This is a genomic window from Acidovorax sp. DW039 (genome assembly GCF_037101375.1).
Classification (GTDB): Bacteria; Pseudomonadota; Gammaproteobacteria; order Burkholderiales; family Burkholderiaceae_C; genus Acidovorax.
In genome coordinates, this window is the sequence record NZ_AP029019.1 from 569,888 (window position 1) to 591,417 (window position 21,530).

15 protein-coding genes and 5 tRNA genes are annotated in these 21,530 nt (G+C 60.0%); 19 read left to right on the plus strand and 1 reads right to left on the minus strand.

Annotation, left to right across the window (positions count from 1 at the left end; genetic code table 11):
* Positions 1–5: 5 nt before the first annotated feature.
* Positions 6–1,262, minus strand: a complete 1,257-nt coding sequence (locus AACH87_RS02570; RefSeq protein ID WP_338797163.1) for an efflux RND transporter periplasmic adaptor subunit — start codon at positions 1,260–1,262, stop codon at positions 6–8.
* Positions 1,263–1,447: 185 nt separating this feature from the next.
* Here AACH87_RS02570 and AACH87_RS02575 point away from each other — a divergent pair, with 185 nt between their 5' ends.
* The 19 genes from AACH87_RS02575 to AACH87_RS02665 all read left to right on the plus strand — a co-directional run bounded on the left by AACH87_RS02575 (position 1,448) and on the right by AACH87_RS02665 (position 21,352).
* A complete protein-coding gene (locus tag AACH87_RS02575) occupies positions 1,448–2,083 on the plus strand; it encodes a TetR family transcriptional regulator (protein WP_338798827.1) in 636 nt (211 codons plus the stop codon).
* A 51-nt stretch (positions 2,084–2,134) separates the two neighbouring features.
* Positions 2,135–2,210 (plus strand) — tRNA-Arg (locus AACH87_RS02580).
* A gap of 72 nt (positions 2,211–2,282) precedes the next feature.
* Positions 2,283–2,368 (plus strand) — tRNA-Tyr (locus AACH87_RS02585).
* Between the two features lie 64 nt (positions 2,369–2,432).
* Positions 2,433–2,506, plus strand: a tRNA-Gly gene (locus tag AACH87_RS02590).
* Between the two features lie 54 nt (positions 2,507–2,560).
* Positions 2,561–2,635 (plus strand) — tRNA-Thr (locus tag AACH87_RS02595).
* Positions 2,636–2,708: 73 nt separating this feature from the next.
* Complete coding sequence (gene tuf, locus AACH87_RS02600) at positions 2,709–3,899, plus strand: elongation factor Tu (protein ID WP_338797125.1); 1,191 nt, start codon at positions 2,709–2,711, stop codon at positions 3,897–3,899.
* A 9-nt stretch (positions 3,900–3,908) separates the two neighbouring features.
* Positions 3,909–3,984, plus strand: a tRNA-Trp gene (locus AACH87_RS02605).
* 90 nt (positions 3,985–4,074) lie between these two features.
* Complete coding sequence (secE, locus tag AACH87_RS02610; RefSeq protein ID WP_338797164.1) at positions 4,075–4,461, plus strand: preprotein translocase subunit SecE; 387 nt, start codon at positions 4,075–4,077, stop codon at positions 4,459–4,461.
* Entirely contained in the window at positions 4,458–5,054 is a 597-nt protein-coding gene (nusG, locus tag AACH87_RS02615) for a transcription termination/antitermination protein NusG (protein WP_338797165.1), read from the plus strand. Before secE ends, nusG begins: the two co-directional genes overlap by 4 nt.
* 123 nt (positions 5,055–5,177) lie before the next feature.
* Positions 5,178–5,609 (plus strand): 50S ribosomal protein L11, encoded by a 432-nt coding sequence (gene rplK, locus AACH87_RS02620; protein WP_338797166.1) that lies wholly within the window; start codon positions 5,178–5,180, stop codon positions 5,607–5,609.
* 2 nt (positions 5,610–5,611) lie between these two features.
* Positions 5,612–6,307 carry a 50S ribosomal protein L1 gene (gene rplA / locus AACH87_RS02625; protein ID WP_338797167.1) on the plus strand — a complete coding sequence of 232 codons (696 nt, stop codon included), beginning with the start codon at positions 5,612–5,614 and terminating at the stop codon, positions 6,305–6,307.
* Between the two features lie 224 nt (positions 6,308–6,531).
* Positions 6,532–7,038 (plus strand): 50S ribosomal protein L10, encoded by a 507-nt coding sequence (gene rplJ, locus AACH87_RS02630; protein WP_338797168.1) that lies wholly within the window; start codon positions 6,532–6,534, stop codon positions 7,036–7,038.
* Between the two features lie 48 nt (positions 7,039–7,086).
* A complete protein-coding gene (rplL, locus tag AACH87_RS02635) occupies positions 7,087–7,464 on the plus strand; it encodes a 50S ribosomal protein L7/L12 (RefSeq protein ID WP_338797169.1) in 378 nt (125 codons plus the stop codon).
* 288 nt (positions 7,465–7,752) lie between these two features.
* The gene (rpoB, locus tag AACH87_RS02640; RefSeq protein ID WP_338797171.1) at positions 7,753–11,865 is read left to right on the plus strand and encodes a DNA-directed RNA polymerase subunit beta; all 4,113 of its coding nucleotides are present in this window, start codon (positions 7,753–7,755) and stop codon (positions 11,863–11,865) included.
* 131 nt (positions 11,866–11,996) lie between these two features.
* Positions 11,997–16,229: a DNA-directed RNA polymerase subunit beta' gene (gene rpoC, locus AACH87_RS02645; protein WP_338797172.1), complete on the plus strand. Its 4,233-nt coding sequence runs from the start codon at positions 11,997–11,999 to the stop codon at positions 16,227–16,229.
* Between the two features lie 141 nt (positions 16,230–16,370).
* Positions 16,371–16,922, plus strand: coding sequence for a hypothetical protein (locus AACH87_RS02650; protein WP_338797173.1), 552 nt, complete (start codon positions 16,371–16,373; stop codon positions 16,920–16,922).
* A 178-nt stretch (positions 16,923–17,100) separates the two neighbouring features.
* A complete protein-coding gene (rsmB, locus tag AACH87_RS02655) occupies positions 17,101–18,411 on the plus strand; it encodes a 16S rRNA (cytosine(967)-C(5))-methyltransferase RsmB (protein WP_338798828.1) in 1,311 nt (436 codons plus the stop codon).
* A 64-nt stretch (positions 18,412–18,475) separates the two neighbouring features.
* The gene (locus AACH87_RS02660) at positions 18,476–19,018 is read left to right on the plus strand and encodes a DUF4390 domain-containing protein (protein WP_338797174.1); all 543 of its coding nucleotides are present in this window, start codon (positions 18,476–18,478) and stop codon (positions 19,016–19,018) included.
* 9 nt (positions 19,019–19,027) lie between these two features.
* Positions 19,028–21,352, plus strand: coding sequence for an ATP-binding protein (locus AACH87_RS02665; RefSeq protein WP_338797175.1), 2,325 nt, complete (start codon positions 19,028–19,030; stop codon positions 21,350–21,352).
* Positions 21,353–21,530 lie beyond the last annotated feature (178 nt).

Sequence of the window (21,530 nt, forward strand, 5' to 3'; positions counted from 1 at the left end):
TACCCTCAGGGCTTGGCTTGAGGGGCGGAAGCTTCAGCTGCAGGCGCTGGGGCTGGTGCCTGACCGGGGGCTTGCCAGGGAACCGCTTTGACGGGCGTGCCGGGGGGCAGCATCTGAAGCTTCTGAAAGCCGTCAACCATCACCTTTTCACCGGCCTGCAGTCCCTCTCGGACGACCCAGCGGTTGTTTTGCGCTGCACTGATCTTCACTGGGCGGGGGCTGACTTTGCCGTCTTCTCCCACCACGTTGACGATGTCTCCCTGCTGCGTGCGCGTGACAGCCTGCTGGGGAAGGGTGATGGCATTGGCTGCCTGGGCTTGCTCAAGGCGAACCCGCAGATACATGCCTGGCAAAAGCTCTCCCTTGGGATTGGGTACCTCTGCCCGCAGCGTGATTTGTCCTGTGGTTGCGTCCACCGTCAGGTCAGAAAACAGCAGCTTCCCAGGTTGGGTGTATTCACTCCCATCACTCAGCAAAAGCTTCACGCTTGCAGCCTCCTTGCCTTCGGCCCGCTTGAACTGCCCGTTCGCCATGGCTTTACGCAGTTGCAAGATTTCATTCGCAGACTGGGTGAAGTTGACGTAAACCGGATCGATTTGCTGCACCACGGCGAGCGGCGTGGCTTCCCCTTGTCCCACCAGCGCGCCCTCGGTCACCAGCGCCCGGCCGATCCGCCCTGAGATGGGGGCCGTGACGTTGGCATATCCCAGGTTGATCCCTGCTGTACGCACCGCAGCTTTCGTTGCTGCCACGTCAGCCTGCGCCTGCTTGAGGGCTGCCTCGGCATTCACAAAGTCCTGCTTGCTGATGGCATTGGCTTCGACAAGGGGCTTGTACCGATCCAATTGCGCTTGTGTCTGCGCAAGGTTGGCTTCTGCCTTGGCCTGATTGGCTTTGGCGCTGTCCAGTGCTGCCGCGTAAGGGGCTTCATCAATGCGGAAGAGCGCTTGCCCTGCTTTGACGTCGCTGCCTTCCTTGAACAGGCGTTGCTGCAATATGCCCGCCGCCCGTGCTCTTACCTGCGCAACACGCGAGGCCTCCACGCGTCCTGGCAATTCTGTCATCAGACCGATGTCCCCTGGAGTCGCCACGACGGTGCCCACCTCGACGGCGGGTCTCTGCCCGCCTGCGCCTGCCGCGGGAGCGGGTTCCTTGCTGCAGCCTGCGACCATGACGCCAGTCACGACAAGGGCCCCGACGAATAGCGAGGGGGAGTAGGTTTGAGGCCGTTTTGCGGTATTGGAGTCAGTCTGGCTGGGCATATTTATCCTTTTGAGCAACTTCAAAGAAGGTGAAAGCATGGGCTGGGCTCATGACAAATTGAATGCAGATGGTGTGGGCGTAGTGATGCCCTAGGAATTCGGTGCGGGATTATACATACAGACGTGAATGTATAATTGAGAGCGGAGTTTATGCACAATCCGTGCCGATCGGAGATGGTGGCCACATGGTTCGCAAAACAAAGGAAGAGGCTGCGGCTACGCGCAACAGCTTGATAGATGCAGCGGAGCGGGTATTTTGTGAAAAGGGCGTCTCCCGGGCGTCGCTGAGCGATATTGCGAATGCTGCAGGTGCCACGCGCGGTGCCATTTACTGGCACTTCAGGGACAAGGTGGACCTGTTCAATGCCATGATGGATCGCGTGACTTTGCCGCTGGAGCAGGGGTGTGCCCAGTTCTCCTGTGTGGCGGTGGCAGATCCTGTGGCTCGCCTCAGGGCGGTGATTTCATTTGTTCTCGGCGCCGTGGCATCCAATGCGCAGGCTCGGCGCGTGTTTGAAATCGCGCTGTTCAAAATTGAGTATGTGGACGAGATGGCTGCTGCGCGAGATCGGCACATCGCTGCCTCTGATGCTTTCACGGCGCAATTGGCGCAGGACCTGACGATGGCTCAGGAGTCTGCTGGCGAGGCGTTGGCTATGCCACCCCATGAGGCGGCTGTGGCTCTTCATGCGCTTTTTGATGGTTTGATCCAAAACTGGCTCCTGTGTCGGGCGGGTTTTGATCTGGTGCGAGTGGGTGTCAGCGCGAGCGACTCGTTCCTGAGGGGGCTGGGTCTGCGGGTACCTGTTGATGGGCTTTGATGGTTGCTGGCGAGGTCCGTGCCATAATCACAGGCTAAACATCCAGCAAGCGCGGCTGTAGCTCAGTGGATAGAGTATTGGCCTCCGAAGCCAAGGGTCGTGGGTTCGATCCCCGCCAGCCGCGCCATATGGTGTTTATTTGAATCTTGGCAAAATTTTGGGATTTCTCAAAAAGTCGTGCTAGAATTCGAAATTCCTCGGAGGGGTGCCCGAGTGGCTAAAGGGGGCAGACTGTAAATCTGTTGGCTTACGCCTACACTGGTTCGAATCCAGTCCCCTCCACCAAATTTGAAAGTGTGAGCTTGTTGCCGGACTGCTGTGCAGGCTTCGCAAAAGTCGAATGGCTTGCGCGGGAGTAGTTCAATGGTAGAACCCTAGCCTTCCAAGCTAATGACGCGGGTTCGATTCCCGTCTCCCGCTCCACTTAAAAGTCTGGTTGTAATCTGTTTGACGTCGCTGGCTGTGATGATCAAATTTGCCCATGTGGCTCAGTGGTAGAGCACTCCCTTGGTAAGGGAGAGGTCGCGGGTCCGATTCCCGCCATGGGCACCATTTAAAGGTGCGTCCGGTTCTGGTTGTGCCGAGATCCTGTTGTTTTAGATAGATATTTTTCGGAGTCGGAAAAATGGCAAAAGGAAAATTCGAGCGTACCAAGCCCCATGTGAACGTGGGCACGATCGGTCACGTGGACCATGGCAAGACAACGCTGACGGCTGCTATCGCCACAGTGCTGTCCGCCAAGTTTGGCGGCGAAGCCAAGAAGTACGATGAAATCGACGCTGCTCCAGAAGAAAAAGCACGCGGCATTACCATCAACACCGCCCACGTCGAATACGAAACCGCCAACCGCCACTACGCTCACGTGGACTGCCCTGGCCACGCTGACTATGTGAAGAACATGATCACCGGCGCTGCCCAGATGGACGGCGCTATCTTGGTGTGTTCCGCCGCTGACGGCCCAATGCCCCAGACCCGTGAACACATCCTGCTGGCCCGCCAAGTGGGCGTGCCTTACATCATCGTGTTCCTGAACAAGTGCGACATGGTCGATGACGAAGAGCTGCTTGAGCTCGTCGAAATGGAAGTGCGCGAACTCCTGGACAAGTACGACTTCCCAGGCGACGACACCCCCATCGTGCGCGGTTCTGCCAAGATGGCTCTGGAAGGCGACAAGGGCAAGCTGGGCGAAGAAGCCATCATGAAGCTGGCTGAAGCCCTGGACACCTACATCCCCACACCCGAGCGCGCAGTGGACGGCGCCTTCCTGATGCCCGTGGAAGACGTGTTCTCCATCTCCGGTCGCGGTACCGTGGTGACAGGTCGTGTCGAGCGCGGCATCATCAAGGTCGGCGAAGAAATCGAAATCGTGGGTATCCGCGACACACAGAAGACCACCTGCACCGGCGTGGAAATGTTCCGCAAGCTGCTGGACCAAGGTCAAGCTGGCGACAACGTGGGTCTGCTGCTGCGCGGCACCAAGCGCGAAGAAGTCGAGCGCGGCCAAGTGCTGTGCAAGCCCGGCTCCATCAAGCCCCACACCCACTTCACCGCTGAGGTGTACGTGCTGAGCAAGGACGAAGGCGGCCGCCACACTCCTTTCTTCAACAACTACCGTCCTCAGTTCTACTTCCGTACAACGGACGTGACTGGCGCCATCGAGCTGCCAGCCGACAAGGAAATGGTGATGCCTGGTGACAACGTGTCGATCACTGTGAAGCTGATCAACCCCATCGCCATGGAAGAAGGTCTGCGCTTCGCTATCCGCGAAGGTGGCCGTACCGTTGGCGCTGGCGTGGTGGCCAAGATCATTGCTTAATGTGTTTTTAGGGGTATAGCTCAATTGGCAGAGCGTCGGTCTCCAAAACCGAAGGTTGTAGGTTCGATTCCTACTGCCCCTGCCACTTGAATGTGGCTCATGCAAAGCCCGCCAGGATCTGGCGGGCTTCGGTGTCTTGTGTGATGCCGTGTGAAACGAAGTGGAAATAACAAACATGGCTGCCTCACAGGTTGAAACTGTCAGTACTGGTGCAGACAAAGCAAAGCTAGCGGCTGTTGCGGCTCTTGTTGTGGGGGCTGTCGCCGGGTTTTATCTGCTTGGTAAACAGGGTGTTTACGCCCAGTGGGCTGTTCTTTTAGTGGGTTTGATTGCTGCAGCTGGCGTATTTCTGGTTTCTGAGCCAGGACGCCAGTTTGTGGCGTTTGCCCGCGATGCGTGGCGCGAGGTCAAAAAAGTCGTCTGGCCTACGCGCAAGGAAACGCTGCAAATCACCGCATACGTTTTTGCGTTTGTGGTCATCATGGCCCTATTTCTTTGGTTCACCGACAAGACTCTGGAGTGGGTTTTGTATGACCTCATTTTGGGATGGAGAAAGTCATGACAAGCGATGCAGTGGTGACAGCGGACGGCGCTACGCCCGCATCTTCTGGTTCATCCAACCCTGATCTGCGCTGGTACATCGTTCATGCCTACTCGGGCATGGAGAAGGCTGTTGAGCGCAACATTTTGGAGCGGATTGGTCGCGCCGGAATGCAGGACAAGTTTGGTCGCATTCTGGTCCCCACGGAAGAAGTGGTGGAGATGAAGAATGGCCAGAAGAAGACCACCGAGCGTCGTCTCTTTCCAGGCTACGTCTTTGTAGAGATGGTCATGGACGATGACACGTGGCACTTGGTGAAGCACACCAGCAAAGTCACGGGTTTTGTGGGGGGCGCGAAAAACCGTCCTGCCCCGATTTCTGAAGATGAGGTTCAGAAAATCGTCAGCCAGATGCAAGAGGGTACAGACAAGCCTCGCCACAAGATTGAGTTCATGGTGGGTGAGCTGGTTCGTGTCAAGGAAGGTCCATTCACAGACTTCAATGGTTCTGTGGAAGAGGTCAACTACGAGAAGAATCGTCTTCGCGTGTCTGTCATGATTTTTGGTCGCTCCACGCCTGTCGAACTGGAGTTCGGCCAAGTGGAAAAGACCTGAAATCCCTTTATTTCGTATCCTGCATTTTTCGACTCGGTGCGGGAATTTATTGTTGAGTCGTTAACCCCGGGGAGCTTTAGGTGCTGCGGCATTTGAGGCGCTATCACCCGTAAGGAGCAAAACATGGCGAAGAAAATCGTCGGTTTTATCAAGCTGCAAGTTCCAGCAGGTAAGGCCAACCCATCCCCACCAATCGGTCCTGCACTGGGTCAGCGTGGTCTGAACATCATGGAGTTCTGCAAGGCATTCAATGCGCAGACCCAAGGTGTTGAGCCAGGTCTGCCACTGCCAGTCGTGATTACGGCTTTCGCAGACAAGAGCTTCACCTTCATCATCAAGACTCCTCCCGCGACCACCTTGATCAAGAAGGCGATCAAGCTCGAGAAGGGTTCTTCGAATGCTCTGAAGACCAAGGTTGGCAAGATCACTCGCGCCCAACTGGAAGAAATCGCCAAGACGAAGTTGAAGGACATGAACGCCGCTAACGTGGACGCTGCTGTCCGTACGCTGGCTGGTTCTGCCCGTTCGATGGGCGTGACGGTGGAGGGTCTCTGATCATGGCAAAGCTGACAAAGAAGCAAAAAGCGCTGCAAGGCAAGGTCGACAGCACCAAGCTGTACCCTTTCGCCGAAGCCGTGGCAATCGTCAAGGAAGCTGCTACTGCCAAGTTCGATGAGTCCATCGACGTGGCCGTGCAACTGGGTATTGATGCCAAGAAGTCGGATCAAGTGGTGCGTGGCGCCGTGGTTCTGCCCAACGGCACAGGCAAGACAACCCGCGTAGCTGTGTTTGCGCAAGGTGCCAAGGCTGAAGAAGCCAAGGCGGCTGGTGCTGACGTGGTGGGTATGGACGACCTGGCTGCCCAAGTGAAGGCTGGCGACATGCCTTTCGATGTGGTGATCGCTGCTCCTGATGCCATGCGCGTTGTGGGTACCCTGGGTCAAATTCTGGGCCCACGTGGTCTGATGCCTAACCCCAAGGTCGGCACTGTGACTCCTGATGTGGCTACTGCCGTCAAGAACGCCAAGGCTGGTCAAGTCCAGTTCCGCGTTGACAAGGCTGGTATCGTGCACACCACCATTGGTCGTCGCTCGTTCGACAGCGAAAAGCTGCAGGGCAACTTGGCTGCGCTGATCGATGCCCTGAACAAGGCCAAGCCTGCTTCGAGCAAGGGCTTGTACCTCCGCAAGATCGCTGTGTCCTCCACCATGGGTGTAGGCGTCCGCGTGGATACCCAATCCATCGCAGCGTAATTGCAAAAAATCTTCGGATCTCGTTGAGATCCGATGTGGTGGGCTGGAGGGATATCTCTCCAGGCCATCCAAGACCGTTGGTGTGCATGGGTTGCACTTAATCCCTCTGGGCCAACGCAGATGGCGATCCCGCTGCTGATGGAATTCATTCCGAAACAGTTGGTCGCTGCAACAAGAGCGCGCATGAGGGCGAAAGCCCAAGTGTGCAATTTAAGGAGTAGACCTTGAGTCTTAATCGCAGTGAGAAAGAAGCGGTCATCAATGAAGTGACCAGCCTCGCCGCTAAAGCTCAAACGCTCGTGATCGCGGAATACCGTGGCATCACGGTCGCTGACATGACCAAACTGCGCGTTGATGCACGCAGCAAGGGTGTGAGCCTGAGTGTTCTGAAGAACACCCTGGCCCGCCGTGCTGTGGCAGGCAGCCAGTTTGACGTGGTGGCTGACCAGATGACTGGTCCCCTGATCTATGGCTTCTCCGAAGACGCTGTGGCCGCCGCCAAGGTGGTGGCCGATTTCGCGAAAACCAACGACAAGCTGGTGATTCGCGGTGGTGCCTTCGCAGGGAAAGCCCTGGACGTGAACGGCGTGAAGCAACTGGCCAACATTCCTACCAAGGAAGTTCTGCTGGCTCAGCTGTGTGGCTTGCTGAAGTCGCCAATCTCCCGTACCGCAGTGGTGCTGGGTGCTCTGGCGGCCAAAAAAGGCGAAGGCGAAGCCGCTGCTGCTTGAGCATCAAGCGCCGGCAATAACCTGTTAACCAATTGTTAGGAAATCAAAATGGCATTCGATAAAGACGCATTTCTGACCGCTCTCGACAGCATGACGGTCCTGGAACTCAATGACCTGGTGAAGGCCATTGAAGAGAAGTTTGGCGTGAGCGCTGCAGCTATGGCTGCTCCTGCTGCCGCTGGTGGTGGCGCTGGCGCTGCTGCTGCTGAAGAAAAGACGGAATTCAACGTGGTGCTGGCTGACGCTGGCGCTAACAAGGTTGCCGTCATCAAGGCAGTGCGCGAAATCACCGGCCTGGGCCTGAAGGAAGCCAAGGATCTGGTGGATGGCGCTCCCAAGAACGTCAAGGAAGGCATTGCCAAGGCTGACGCCGAAGCTGCTGTCAAGAAGCTGGTGGAAGCCGGCGCCAAGGCCGAACTCAAGTAATTCGGACCTGCTCAAGGGCTGGAGTGCACCGCAAGGGCCTCCAGCCTTTGGCGCTTTCAGAGCGCACCCGAAAAATGGCTTGAATCGACTGGCTGGAAGTCGATCACGAAGTCAGGTTTCGAGTGTCTTCTGACAATCCCGACAGCAGAAGATGCCTTGGCCCGGGCGATGTGCAACGCATCGCCGTCCGCCATGGTTGGTAGTGGCCAACCGCCAAGCCCGCACAGGAGCGCACCTTGCGGGTCAGTCGTCGAAGACCCAGGACTCATGTCTTTGCCCGGAGATCTCATGGCCTATTCCTATACCGAACGCAAGCGAATTCGCAAAAGTTTCGGCAGCCGCGACAGCGTGCTGGAAGTTCCTTACCTGCTGCAGATGCAGAAGGACGCATACACAGCTTTTCTGCAGGCAGATACAGCCCCTCAAAAAAGAACCAATGAGGGCTTGCAGGCTGCCTTCAATGCGGCTTTCCCCATCGTCTCCCACAACGGTTTTGTGGAGATGAAATTCATTGAGTACAACTTGGCCAAGCCCGCCTTCGACGTGCGTGAATGTCAGACCCGCGGGCTGACTTTTGCGTCGGCTGTGCGTGCCAAGGTGCAGCTCATCATCTATGACCGTGAGTCGTCCACTGCGCAATCGAAGGTGGTCAAAGAGGTCAAGGAGCAAGAGGTTTACATGGGCGAAGTGCCGCTCATGACCGACAAGGGCTCTTTCATCATCAACGGCACCGAGCGTGTGATCGTGTCGCAGCTGCACCGCTCGCCTGGTGTGTTCTTTGAACACGACAAGGGCAAGACCCACAGCTCCGGCAAGTTGCTGTTCTCGGCCCGCATCATCCCTTACCGCGGTTCCTGGCTCGACTTCGAATTCGATCCTAAGGACATCCTCTACTTCCGCGTGGACCGTCGTCGCAAGATGCCCGTCACCACGCTGCTCAAGGCGATCGGCCTGAACCCCGAGTCCATCCTGGCGAACTTCTTCGTCAACGACAATTTCCGCCTGATGGACAGCGGTGCCCAGATGGAGTTCGTATCTGAGCGTCTGCGTGGCGAAGTGGCCCGTTTTGACATCACCGACAAGTCCGGCAAGGTCATCGTTGCCAAGGACAAGCGCGTGACCGCGCGTCACACCCGTGAACTGGAGCAATCCGGCACGACGCACATCAGCGTGCCCGAAGATTTCCTGATCGGTCGCGTGGTGGCACGCAACATCGTCGACTCCGACACCGGCGAAATCATTGCCAAGGCCAACGAAGAGCTGACAGAAGCCCTGCTCAAGAAGCTGCGTTCCGCAGGCGTGCAGGCACTGCAGTGCATCTACACCAACGAACTGGACCAGGGTGCCTACATCTCGCAGACGCTGCGCATTGATGAGACCGTGGACGAGTTTGCTGCCCGCGTTGCCATCTACCGCATGATGCGTCCTGGCGAGCCTCCTACCGAGGACGCCGTGCAGGCCCTGTTCCAGCGCCTGTTCTACAACCCCGACACCTACGATCTGTCGCGCGTGGGTCGCATGAAGTTCAACGCCAAGATTGGCCGCGATGAGTCCACAGGCCCCATGGTGCTGTCCAACGAAGACATCCTGGCCGTGGTCAAGATTCTGGTGGACCTGCGCAACGGCAAGGGTGAAGTGGACGATATCGACCACCTGGGCAACCGCCGCGTGCGTTGCGTGGGCGAACTGGCCGAAAACCAGTACCGCACTGGTCTCGCTCGTATTGAAAAGGCTGTGAAGGAACGTCTGGGCCAGGCAGAGCAAGAGCCGCTGATGCCTCACGACCTGATCAACTCCAAGCCCATCTCTGCGGCTCTGAAGGAGTTCTTCGGTGCTTCGCAGCTGTCGCAGTTCATGGACCAGACTAACCCTCTGGCCGAGATCACGCACAAGCGCCGCGTCTCTGCTCTGGGCCCAGGCGGTCTGACCCGCGAACGTGCAGGCTTCGAAGTGCGTGACGTGCACGTGACCCACTACGGCCGCGTCTGCCCAATCGAAACACCTGAAGGTCCTAACATTGGTCTGATCAACTCGCTGGCTCTGTACGCCCGTCTGAACGAGTACGGCTTCATCGAGACCCCCTACCGCCGCGTGGTGGATGGCAAGATCACCAACGACATCGACTACCTGTCTGCCATCGAAGAAGGCAAGTACGTCATCGCCCAGGCGAACGCCCAGCTGGACAAGGACGGTCGCCTGACGGGGGATCTGGTTTCTGCCCGTGAAAAGGGTGAATCCATCCTCTGCGGCGCGGACCGTGTGCAGTACATGGACGTGTCTCCTGCACAGATCGTGTCGGTGGCTGCTTCGCTGGTTCCGTTCCTGGAACACGATGACGCGAACCGCGCGTTGATGGGTGCGAACATGTCGCGTCAGGCGGTGCCTGTGCTGCGTCCTGAAAAGCCTCTCGTGGGTACGGGCATCGAGCGCGTGGCCGCTGTGGACTCCGGCACCGTGGTGACCGCCAAGCGCGGTGGTGTGGTGGACTATGTGGACGCCACCCGCATCGTGGTGCGTGTGAACGACGCGGAAGCCGTGGCCGGTGAAGTGGGTGTGGACATCTACAACCTCATCAAGTACCAGCGTTCCAACCAGAACACCAACATCCACCAGCGCCCCATCGTCAAGAAGGGCGACAAGCTGGTCAAGGGTGATGTGGTGGCCGACGGCGCATCGACGGACTTTGGCGAAATCGCCATCGGCCAGAACATGCTGATCGCCTTCATGCCCTGGAACGGCTACAACTTCGAAGATTCGATCCTGATCTCCGAACGCGTCGTGTCCGAAGACCGCTACACCTCCATCCACATCGAAGAACTGGTGGTGATGGCGCGTGACACCAAGCTGGGTGCGGAAGAAATCACACGCGACATTCCGAACCTGTCCGAGCAGCAACTGAACCGCCTGGACGAGTCCGGCATCATCTACGTGGGTGCCGAAGTGCAGCCTGGCGATACGCTGGTTGGCAAGGTCACGCCCAAGGGCGAAACCACCCTCACGCCTGAAGAGAAGCTGCTGCGCGCCATCTTCGGTGAGAAGGCTTCCGATGTGAAGGACACCTCGCTGCGCGTGGACCAGGGTTCATCGGGCACCGTGATCGACGTGCAGGTCTTCACCCGTGAAGGCATCCAGCGCGACAAGCGCGCCCAGCAGATCATCGACGATGAACTCAAGCGCTTCCGCCTGGACCTGAACGACCAGCTGCGCATCGTGGAGGCCGACGCGTTCGACCGTATCGAAAAGCTGCTGACCGGTCGTGTCGCCAACGGCGGCCCACAAAAGCTGGCCAAAGGCACCAAGATCGACAAGGCGTACCTGTCTTCCGTGGAGAAATTCCACTGGTTCGACATCCGTCCTGCCGAAGACGAAGTGGCTACCCAGCTCGAGTCCATCAAGAACGCGCTGGAGCAAACCCGCCACAGCTTCGACTTGGCTTTTGAAGAAAAGCGCAAGAAGCTCACCCAAGGTGACGAGCTGCCAGCAGGCGTGCTCAAGATGGTCAAGGTGTACCTGGCCGTCAAGCGCCGTCTGCAGCCTGGTGACAAGATGGCCGGCCGCCATGGTAACAAGGGTGTGGTGTCCAAGATCGTTCCGGTCGAAGACATGCCTTACATGGCCGACGGTACCCCTGCCGACATCGTTCTGAACCCCCTGGGCGTGCCTTCGCGGATGAACATCGGCCAGGTGCTGGAAGTCCACTTGGGCTGGGCTGGCAAGGGTATTGGTCAGCGCATTGGCGACATGCTGCGTGAGCAGGCCAAGGCGGCCGAAGTGCGCAAGTTCCTGGAAGAGGTTTACAACTCCCGTGGTCGTACCGAGGACCTGTCGCAACTCAGCGATGACGACCTCATGGCCATGGCTGCCAACCTCACCAACGGTGTGCCTTATGCCACCCCTGTGTTCGATGGTGCTTCGGAAGAAGAAATCAAGGACATGCTCAAGATCGCCTACCCCGACGACATCGCCGAGCGCAAGGGCCTCACGCCCACACGCACCCAGGCGTACCTGTACGACGGTCGCACGGGCGAGCGTTTCGAGCGTCCCACGACCATCGGCTACATGCACTACCTGAAGCTGCACCACTTGGTGGACGACAAGATGCATGCCCGCTCCACAGGTCCTTACTCGCTCGTCACGCAGCAACCTCTGGGCGGTAAGGCCCAGTTCGGTGGTCAGCGTTTCGGGGAAATGGAAGTGTGGGCGCTGGAAGCGTACGGCGCCGCCTACGTGCTGCAGGAAATGCTGACGGTGAAGTCCGACGACGTGGTGGGCCGTACCAAGGTGTACGAATCCATCGTCAAGGGCGAACACGCCATCGAAGCCGGCATGCCGGAATCGTTCAATGTGCTGGTCAAGGAAATTCGTTCCCTGGGCCTGGACATCGAACTCGAACGCTCCTGAACAGGATCGGGATTATTAAAAAAGTGAGCTACTTGCGCTGATGGATAAAGGCTTTGAGGGTTGTTCGACCTTCAAAGCCCCGTTTATCAAGCGCAGGCTGCTATGATTTTTGACGAAAAGGAAAGAGTCACATGAAATCGCTACTCGACCTGTTCAAGCAATTCACGCCGGATGAGCATTTCGATGCCATCCGCATCGGCATGGCTTCGCCCGAGAAGATCCGTTCGTGGTCTTTCGGTGAAGTGAAGAAGCCCGAAACCATCAACTACCGTACGTTCAAGCCCGAGCGCGACGGCCTGTTCTGCGCCAAGATTTTTGGTCCCATCAAGGACTACGAATGCCTGTGCGGCAAGTACAAGCGTCTCAAGCACCGCGGCGTGATCTGCGAAAAGTGCGGCGTTGAAGTCACACAGACCAAGGTGCGCCGCGAACGCATGGGTCACATCGACCTGGCCGCGCCTTGCGCCCACATCTGGTTCCTGAAGTCGCTGCCTTCGCGTCTGGGCCTGGTGCTGGACATGACGCTGCGCGACATCGAACGCGTGCTGTACTTTGAAGCGTATGTGGTGACCGACCCTGGCATGACCCCGCTGAAGAAGTTCAGCATCATGTCCGAGGACGACTACGACGCCAAGCGCAAGGAATACGGCGACGAGTTCGTGGCCAAGATGGGCGCTGAAGGTATCAAGGACCTGCTGGAATCCATCGACATCGACCTGTCGATCGAGAAGCTGCGCGGCGACCTGACCGGCTCCGAAGTCAAGGTCAAGAAGAACGCCAAGCGCCTGAAGGTGCTGGAAGCGTTCAAGAAGTCCGGCATCAAGCCAGAGTGGATGGTGCTGGAAGTGCTGCCCGTGCTGCCACCGGACCTGCGTCCGCTGGTGCCGCTGGACGGCGGCCGTTTTGCGACCTCCGACCTGAACGACCTGTACCGCCGCGTCATCAACCGCAACTCCCGTCTGCGCCGCCTGCTGGAGCTGAAGGCCCCTGAAATCATCGCCCGCAACGAAAAGCGGATGCTGCAAGAGGCTGTCGATTCGCTGCTGGACAACGGCCGCCGTGGCAAGGCCATGACGGGCGCCAACAAGCGCGCTCTGAAGTCCCTGGCCGACATGATCAAGGGCAAGTCGGGTCGCTTCCGCCAGAACTTGCTGGGCAAGCGCGTGGACTACTCCGGTCGTTCCGTGATTACCGTGGGCCCAACGCTCAAGCTGCACCAGTGCGGTCTGCCTAAGCTGATGGCGCTGGAGCTGTTCAAGCCTTTCATCTTCTCGCGCCTCGAAGCCATGGGCATCGCGACGACGATCAAGGCCGCCAAGAAGGAAGTCGAATCCGGCACCCCCGTGGTGTGGGACATCCTGGAAGAGGTCATCAAAGAGCACCCTGTGATGCTGAACCGTGCGCCTACGCTGCACCGTTTGGGCATCCAGGCCTTTGAGCCCATCCTGATCGAAGGCAAGGCCATCCAGCTGCACCCCCTCGTTTGCGCGGCCTTCAACGCCGACTTCGACGGTGACCAGATGGCTGTGCACGTCCCGCTGTCGGTGGAAGCGCAGATGGAAGCCCGCACGCTGATGCTGGCCTCCAACAACGTGCTGTTCCCCGCCTCGGGCGAACCCTCCATCGTGCCTTCGCAGGACGTGGTGCTGGGTCTGTACTACGCCACCCGTGACCGTATCAACGGCAAGGGCGAAGGCCTGGTGTTTGCGGATACCGGCGAAGTGCAGCGTGCCTTGGATGCGGGCCAGGTAGAACTGGCTGCGCGCATCACCGTGCGCATGACCGAGTGGACCAAGGACAAGGAAACAGGCGAATTCGTGCCTTCGACCTCCCTGGTGGAAACCACTGTGGGCCGTGCCCTGCTGTCCGAGATCCTGCCCAAGGGCCTGCCGTTCTCGAACATGAACAAGGCGCTCAAGAAGAAGGAAATCTCGCGCCTGATCAACGTCTCCTTCCGCAAGTGCGGTCTGAAGGAAACGGTGGTGTTTGCCGACAAGCTGCTGCAAAACGGTTTCCGTCTGGCCACCCGTGCCGGTATCTCCATCTGTATCGATGACATGCTGGTGCCTCCACAAAAGGTCGGCATCATCGAGCGCTCCGAGAAGGAAGTGAAAGAGATCGAACAGCAGTACGTGTCCGGTCTGGTGACTTCTGGCGAGCGCTACAACAAGGTGGTGGATATCTGGGGCAAGGCCGGTGACGAAGTGTCCAAGGTGATGATGGCCCAGCTGTCCAAGCAAAAGGTGCTGGACCGCCACGGCAAGGAAGTGGACCAGGAGTCCTTCAACTCCATCTACATGATGGCCGACTCCGGTGCCCGCGGCTCTGCCGCCCAGATCCGTCAGGTGGCCGGTATGCGGGGTCTGATGGCCAAGCCAGACGGCTCGATCATCGAAACGCCTATTACCGCGAACTTCCGCGAAGGTCTGAACGTGTTGGAGTACTTCATCTCCACCCACGGTGCCCGTAAGGGTCTGGCCGATACGGCGCTGAAGACCGCCAACTCCGGTTACCTCACCCGCCGTCTGGTGGACGTGACGCAGGATCTGGTCGTGACCGAGGACGATTGCGGCACTGCCAATGGTTCGCTGATGCGCGCCATTGTGGAAGGCGGTGAAGTGATCGAATCGCTGCGCGAACGTATCCTGGGCCGCACCGCTGCCGAAGACATCCTGCACCCCGAAAACCGCTCGGTGCTGGTGCCTGCCGGCACCATGCTGGAAGAAGACCTCATCGAAGAGATCGAGGCCGTGGGCGTGGACGAAGTCAAGGTGCGCACGGCGCTGACCTGCGAAACCCGCTACGGTCTGTGCTCCAAGTGCTATGGCCGCGACCTGGGCCGCGGTGGTCTGATCAACCTCGGCGAAGCCGTGGGTGTGATCGCTGCCCAGTCCATCGGTGAACCCGGCACGCAGCTGACGATGCGTACCTTCCACATCGGTGGTGCGGCTTCGCGTGCTGCCATCGCTTCGAGCGTGGAAGCCAAGTCCAACGGCGTGATCGGCTTCAACGCCACGATGCGCTACGTGAGCAACACCAAGGGTGAGCTGGTGGTGATTGCCCGTTCGGGTGAAATCATCATCCACGACGAGCATGGCCGCGAGCGTGAGCGCCACAAGGTGCCTTACGGTGCGACGCTGACGGTGAAGGCCGACCAAGCCATCAAGGCCGGCACGATTCTGGCCAACTGGGATCCGCTGACCCGCCCCATCATTACCGAGTTCGCCGGTCAGGTGAAGTTCGAGAACGTGGAAGAAGGCCTGACGGTGGCCAAGCAGGTCGACGAAGTGACCGGTCTGTCCACGCTGGTGGTGATCGATCCGAAGCGCCGTGGTGCCGCCAAGGTGGTGCGTCCCCAGGTGAAGCTGATCGACGCGCAAGGCCAGGAAGTGAAGATCCCCGGCACCGACCACTCGGTGACGATCGGCTTCCAGGTGGGCGCTCTGATCCAGGTGCGCGACGGCCAGGACGTGGGCCCCGGCGAAGTGCTGGCCCGTATCCCTGTCGAAGGTCAGAAGACCCGCGACATTACCGGCGGTCTGCCCCGCGTGGCCGAGCTGTTCGAAGCCCGTACACCCAAGGACAAGGGCACGCTGGCCGAGATGACCGGCACGATCTCCTTCGGTAAGGAAACCAAGGGCAAGATTCGCCTGCAGATCACCGACCCCGATGGCAAGGTGTGGGAAGAGCTCATCCCCAAGGAAAAGAACATCCTGGTGCACGAAGGCCAGGTGGTCAACAAGGGCGAGCTGATTGTGGACGGTCCTGCCGATCCACAGGACATCCTGCGCCTGCTGGGTATCGAAGAGCTGTCTCGCTACATCGTGGACGAAGTGCAGGACGTGTACCGCTTGCAAGGCGTGAAGATCAACGACAAGCACATCGAGGTGATCGTTCGCCAGATGCTGCGCCGCGTTGTGGTCGAGAACGTGGGCGAGTCCAACTACATTGCTGGCGAGCAGGTCGAGCGCTCCGAGATCCTCAACACCAACGAGGCTCTGCAGGCTGAAGGCAAGATCCCCGCGACCTACAGCAACCTGTTGCTGGGTATCACGAAGGCATCGCTGTCCACCGACTCGTTCATCTCTGCCGCATCGTTCCAGGAAACCACTCGCGTGCTGACCGAAGCTGCGATCATGGGCAAGAAGGACGAGCTGCGCGGTCTGAAGGAAAACGTGATCGTGGGTCGTCTGATCCCTGCGGGTACCGGCCTGGCCTACCACCAGGCACGCAAGGCCAAGGACGCCATGGACGAGGCCGAGCGCCGCGCCATTGCCGAAGCCGAAGCCGCCGAGATGGCAGCCTCTGCAGACGACACGGAAGTGGAAAGCAGTGCTTCCGCTTCGGACGCTGCAGCAGACTGATCCGTTGAGGACGTTCTGAAAACGCTCCCGTTCCGCTTCTGGCGGACGGGAGCGTTTTTTATTGGAAGCTTTTCTTTTTGCCATGCCGCGAGGCCCGACCACGTTGAATGCTGTGGAACAGGGGTCTTGCCTGAAATTTGTATGTGGTCGTCCCCGCTGTTCTGGATCGTTGTTGCCATTGGGGTGTTCTGGGCGCTGGGTGCGTACAACCGCCTGGTGCGATTGAGGGCCGAGGCGGTCAGCGCGCGTGCTGAAATGCTCGGCCTCTGCCAGCAGAGTTCCGAGCTGGTCATCCACAGCCTGCTTGTGTGGAACACCCCTGCAGATATGACGGGTGCAGAGCCCGAAGCCGGGTTGCCTGCCGCCACGTTGGAAGCGCTGGAAGCGCAAGCGGCCGACCTGATGGAGCTGTCCGGCCAGGGAACGCGAGCGGGCGCTGAGAGCGGCAAGCCTGCCGTCTGCCCATCGGAGGGGGATGTGCCCCGGTTGCATGCAGGCTGGCACCAGTTTCTTGAGCAGGCCTCCCACGCCGGTCGGGATACCGCTGCAGTAAAGCAGCGGTGGGCTGCCCTGCACGAGGCGCTATCCCGCGCGGCCCGGGCCAGCGACTGCAGCCTGCTGGCCTATCACTGCGCGATTGGCCAGTTTCCCGCCAGCGTGCTGGCACGCGTTTGCGGTTTCAGGCCGCTTTGATTGTCTTTGCTCAGCCTCCACTTTCGCATTGCGCGTTCTCCCTATCACCACCATGACTTCCATCCCTCCCCGCCGCTCACCCCCATCTGCCAAACACGGGAGAGGGGTTGCACCTGCACCTGCACCTTCCTCCTCTGGTGCCGTCAGCCCGCCAGGGACCGTGCCGCTTTGGCAGCAGATGCAGCAGGTGGGGCAAGCGCTGCAGGCCATTCGTGGTGGCCGCTCTGGCACGGCGGCCGTCGAGGCGGTGGAGCCCCGCCTGCGCCCGGGAGTGCAGGCATTGCTGTTTCAAGTGCTGCGCAATCTGGGGCGTGCCGAGGCCTTGCGTGCGCAACTGGCCGCCCGCAAGCCCGCACCAGCGGCGGATGCCCTGCTGTGCGCAGCCCTCGCACTGGCCTGGGATGCCAACACCGCGCCTTATGAGCCCTTCACGCTGGTCAACCAGGCGGTAGAGGCGGCCAAGCGGGCCCCCGCGACACGCGCGCAGGCCTCCTTCATGAACGCCTGTTTGCGCCGCTTCTTGCGGGAGCGCGACGCGCTGGTGCAAGCCACTGACGCGGACCCCGTGGCGCGCTGGAATCACCCCGCCTGGTGGATACAGCGCTTGCGCAAAGACTACCCCGAGGCCTGGGAGCAGATTCTTCTGGCCAATAACGCACATGCGCCCATGGCCCTGCGCGTTAATCAGCAAAAATGCTCGCTAGCGCAATATCAACAGGCGCTATCGGCTATTAATTTAATAGCAAAACAAGTGGGCGATTGCGGCTTGGAGCTGGACCACCCCGTGCCCGTGCACACCTTGCCGGGGTTTGCTGAAGGCTGGGTCTCCGTGCAGGACACAGCAGCGCAGCAAGCGGCTCCGATGCTGCTGCGGGGGCTCGATCTTTCGCAACCCCTGCGCGTGCTGGATGCCTGTGCAGCGCCCGGCGGCAAGACTGCGCACCTGCTGGAGCAGGCCCCGCCCGGCTCTCCCTTGCATGTCACTGCGCTGGAGGTGGACGCAAGCCGCAGTGCCCGCATCCATGACACGCTGGGCCGCTTGGGGCTCCATGCGCAGGTGCTGGTGGCCGATGCCGCTGAGCCCGACACGTGGTGGCGAGCCCACTGCGGCGGGGCACATTTTGACGCCATCTTGCTGGACGCACCCTGCACCGCGTCGGGCATCGTGCGCCGCCATCCGGATGTGCGCTGGCTGCGCCGCGAAAGCGATATTGCCCAGCTGGCCCAGCTCCAGGCATGCATCCTGGCAGCCCTGTGGCCCCTGCTCAAACCGGGTGGACGGATGCTGTACTGCACCTGCTCGGTATTCAAGGCCGAGGGCGATGTACAGATGCAAACGTTTCTTGCACACAACAAAGACGCCCAATTGCTACCCTCACCGGGTCATTTAATTCCCCGGACCGGGAACAAAGCCGAGTCTGTCCCGGACAATTCCACAGGTGATCACGACGGATTTTTTTACGCACTGTTGCAAAAATTGGCGCATTGAGCCCCTCTGGGCCCGTGTGCTGCGCGTGGTTGCGTACCTTGCTCTCCTTGCCTTTGTTACAAATGTGCCTGCGGCGGATGTGGAGCCTGCTGAGGTTGTGGGTGTGCGGCTGGAGCGGGCGGACGATTCTCTTTCCCTGTCAGCCTCCCTCGATTTCACCTTGCCCGAGCTGGCTGTAGATGCCTTGCAAAAGGGCATCCCCATGTTCTTTGTCATGGAGGCCCAGCTGCTGCGCGAGCGGTGGTACTGGTCCGACAAAATGGTGGCGGAAGCCACCCGCTACATGCGCCTGAGCTACCAGCCTTTGACCCGGCGCTGGCGCCTGAATACCTCCAACGTCCCCTTCACCAACAGCGGCCTGGGGGTGGTTCTGGGCCAGAATTTTGATGACCTGGACGAGGCCTTGTCTGCCATGCAGCGGGTTTCACGCTGGCGCATCGGCCCGGCAGATGCGCTGGATGTGGATGCTGCGCACACGGTGCAACTGCGCTTCCGGCTCGATATGTCGCAATTGCCTCGCCCCCTTCAGATCGGGGCTGTGGGGCGTTCCGACTGGAACCTGCTGGTGTCGCGCAGCCAGCGCATTGCCCCCAACAGCCTGAAGTGAGGGCCTGCCATGACCAGCCCTGCAGCCTCGCCTGACGGCCGTCCTGACACCGCATCTTCCCGCACCCTGTCGGCCTCTGCCGAGGCCGCCATCCGCGCCTCCCGTGCCGTGCGCTGGGCATTGGGCGTGGGTGTGGCGGCCATGGCGGCCATCAGTCTGGTGTTGTTGTTCTTGCTGACTCTGGCCACCAACAACCGGGCCTTGTACGAGCGCAACTACGCCTGGCTTTTCGGTGTGAACGTGCTGGTGGCCGTGCTGCTGCTCGGCGTGCTGGTCTGGATTGGGGCGCGCCTGCTCATGCGGCTGAGGCGGGGGCGTTTTGGCAGCCGTCTTCTTGTCAAGCTCGCTGCCATCTTTGCCCTGGTGGGGCTTTTGCCCGGGGTTCTGATCTACGTGGTGTCCTATCAGTTCGTCACCCGGTCGATTGAAAGCTGGTTTGACGTCAAGGTCGAGGGCGCACTCAATGCGGGCGTCAATCTGGCCCGGGTGTCTCTGGAATCTCAGGCGGCAGACATGGCCGCCAAGACCCGCACTGCCAGCGCGCCCTTGGCCCAAGGCTCCAGCGCCACGGTCGGTATCGCGCTGGAGCGGGTGCGTGACCAGCTGGGGGCCACCGATGTCGTGCTCTGGAATGCATCGGGCCAGCCCATTGCCAGTGCGGGCCAGTCGCGCTTCAGCCTCAATCCTGAACGCCCCAGCATGGCCATGCTGCGCGCGGTGCGTGAGCAGCGTGCGGTTTCGCAGATTGAAGGGCTGGACGACATTGCAGACCCTGCTGCGGTGCAGGCCGCCCGCGTCAAGGTGCTGGTGCTGGTAACCAATCCTGGGCTGGGGCTGCTCACCGAGCCACGGTTTTTGCAGGCTACCTTGCCCTTGCCGCCTGCCTTGGTGTCGAACGCGATTGCGGTCCAGGAGGCGAACCGCGAATACCAGGAGCGAGCCTTGGCTCGGGGTGGCCTGCGGCGCATGTATGTGGGCACGCTCACCCTCAGCCTGTTCCTGGCGGTTTTTGGCGCGGTGCTGTTGGCGGTATTGCTGGGCAACCAGCTCGCCCGTCCGCTGCTGGTGCTGGCCGAAGGCGTGCGCGAAGTGGCAGCGGGCAACCTCAGCCCCAAAGCGGTGCTGCAGAGCAAGGATGAGCTGGGCGGGCTCACCCGGTCGTTTGCACTGATGACCCAGCAGCTGGCCGATGCCCGCACGGCGGTGGAGCAGAGCATGCTCAAGGTGGATGCCGCGCGCTCCAACCTGCAGACCATCCTCGACAACCTGACTGCCGGAGTGATCGTGCTGGGGGAACGGGGCGTGATCCGCTCCTCCAACCCCGGTGCCACCCGCATCCTGCGCGCCCCCATGGCGGCGTACGAAGGCAAACCTCTGTCTGAAGTGCCTGGGCTCTCCGAATTTGCCGCCACAGTGGACAAACACTTCCTCGCGTTCTTTGGTGATCGAGACCACCACGGGCTGGACCACTGGCAACAGCCTTTTGAGCTACATGCCTCGTCAGCAGGTGTGGGGCAGCACGCAACCAGCCTGGTGGCCCGGGGGGCTGAACTGCCCGACGGGACACAACTGTTGGTTTTTGACGACATTTCAGAGATTGTTTCAGCCCAGCGTGCGCAGGCCTGGGGAGAGGTGGCGCGCCGCCTTGCGCATGAAATCAAGAACCCTCTGACTCCCATTCAGCTGTCTGCCGAGCGGCTGGAAATGAAGCTCTCTGGCAAGGTCGCTCCACCCGAGCAAGCCATCCTTGCCAAGTCGGTGAAAACCATCGTGGACCAGGTCGACGCCATGAAGCGGCTCGTCAACGAATTTCGCGATTACGCCCGGCTTCCCACGGCCGAGTTGCACCCGCTCGATTTGAACGCGCTGATCTCTGATGTGCTGCAGCTTTATGGTGAAGAAAACGCCTCCACCCCTGTAAAAGCCGAGCTGGATTCACGTTGCCCCCGCATCCTGGGCGATGCACAACAGCTGCGCCAGGTGGTGCACAACCTGCTGCAAAACGCGCAGGACGCGACCGAACAGGCGCGGGCAGAAGGGCGTGAAGATGCTTCGTCTGTGCGCATTTCAACGCGCGTCAGCGAGTCGTCCGGGCGCGTGCGCCTCACCATCTCAGACAGCGGAACTGGCTTTCCCGCGCACATATTGCAGCGCGCTTTTGAGCCCTATGTCACCACCAAGGCGCGGGGTACAGGACTGGGTCTGGCCGTGGTCAAAAAGATCGCAGATGAGCACGGTGCACGCATCGATCTGTCCAATCGCATGGACAACGGTGTGTTGCGTGGCGCGCAAGTCTCGCTATCATTCGCCCCTGAACCCGCGGTGGCGTCTTGAGAAGCCTCCGCACAACTCCTGCGGACTGTGTTAGTACACACCTCGGGTGGTCAGTGGTGTTGCTGCAAGCCCGTTGAACGGCGTGCGGCGAGAGGGACACCTTGCAGCCCCGTCCGGTCTGCACAGCTGGCTGCCCTGGCGCAGAGGTTGTGCACGAAGCCTTTTTCGCCGCCGCTCT

What these genes read in the sequence shown, in the direction of transcription:
- AACH87_RS02570 (WP_338797163.1), bottom strand. Translation starts at nt 1,262, where the DNA reads ATGCCCAGCCAGACTGACTCCAATACCGCAAAACGGCCTCAAACCTAC.
- AACH87_RS02575 (WP_338798827.1), top strand. Translation starts at nt 1,448, where the DNA reads ATGGTTCGCAAAACAAAGGAAGAGGCTGCGGCTACGCGCAACAGCTTG.
- tuf (WP_338797125.1), top strand. Translation starts at nt 2,709, where the DNA reads ATGGCAAAAGGAAAATTCGAGCGTACCAAGCCCCATGTGAACGTGGGC.
- secE (WP_338797164.1), top strand. Translation starts at nt 4,075, where the DNA reads ATGGCTGCCTCACAGGTTGAAACTGTCAGTACTGGTGCAGACAAAGCA.
- nusG (WP_338797165.1), top strand. Translation starts at nt 4,458, where the DNA reads ATGACAAGCGATGCAGTGGTGACAGCGGACGGCGCTACGCCCGCATCT.
- rplK (WP_338797166.1), top strand. Translation starts at nt 5,178, where the DNA reads ATGGCGAAGAAAATCGTCGGTTTTATCAAGCTGCAAGTTCCAGCAGGT.
- rplA (WP_338797167.1), top strand. Translation starts at nt 5,612, where the DNA reads ATGGCAAAGCTGACAAAGAAGCAAAAAGCGCTGCAAGGCAAGGTCGAC.
- rplL (WP_338797169.1), top strand. Translation starts at nt 7,087, where the DNA reads ATGGCATTCGATAAAGACGCATTTCTGACCGCTCTCGACAGCATGACG.
- rpoB (WP_338797171.1), top strand. Translation starts at nt 7,753, where the DNA reads ATGGCCTATTCCTATACCGAACGCAAGCGAATTCGCAAAAGTTTCGGC.
- rpoC (WP_338797172.1), top strand. Translation starts at nt 11,997, where the DNA reads ATGAAATCGCTACTCGACCTGTTCAAGCAATTCACGCCGGATGAGCAT.
- AACH87_RS02650 (WP_338797173.1), top strand. Translation starts at nt 16,371, where the DNA reads ATGTGGTCGTCCCCGCTGTTCTGGATCGTTGTTGCCATTGGGGTGTTC.
- rsmB (WP_338798828.1), top strand. Translation starts at nt 17,101, where the DNA reads ATGCAGCAGGTGGGGCAAGCGCTGCAGGCCATTCGTGGTGGCCGCTCT.
- AACH87_RS02665 (WP_338797175.1), top strand. Translation starts at nt 19,028, where the DNA reads ATGACCAGCCCTGCAGCCTCGCCTGACGGCCGTCCTGACACCGCATCT.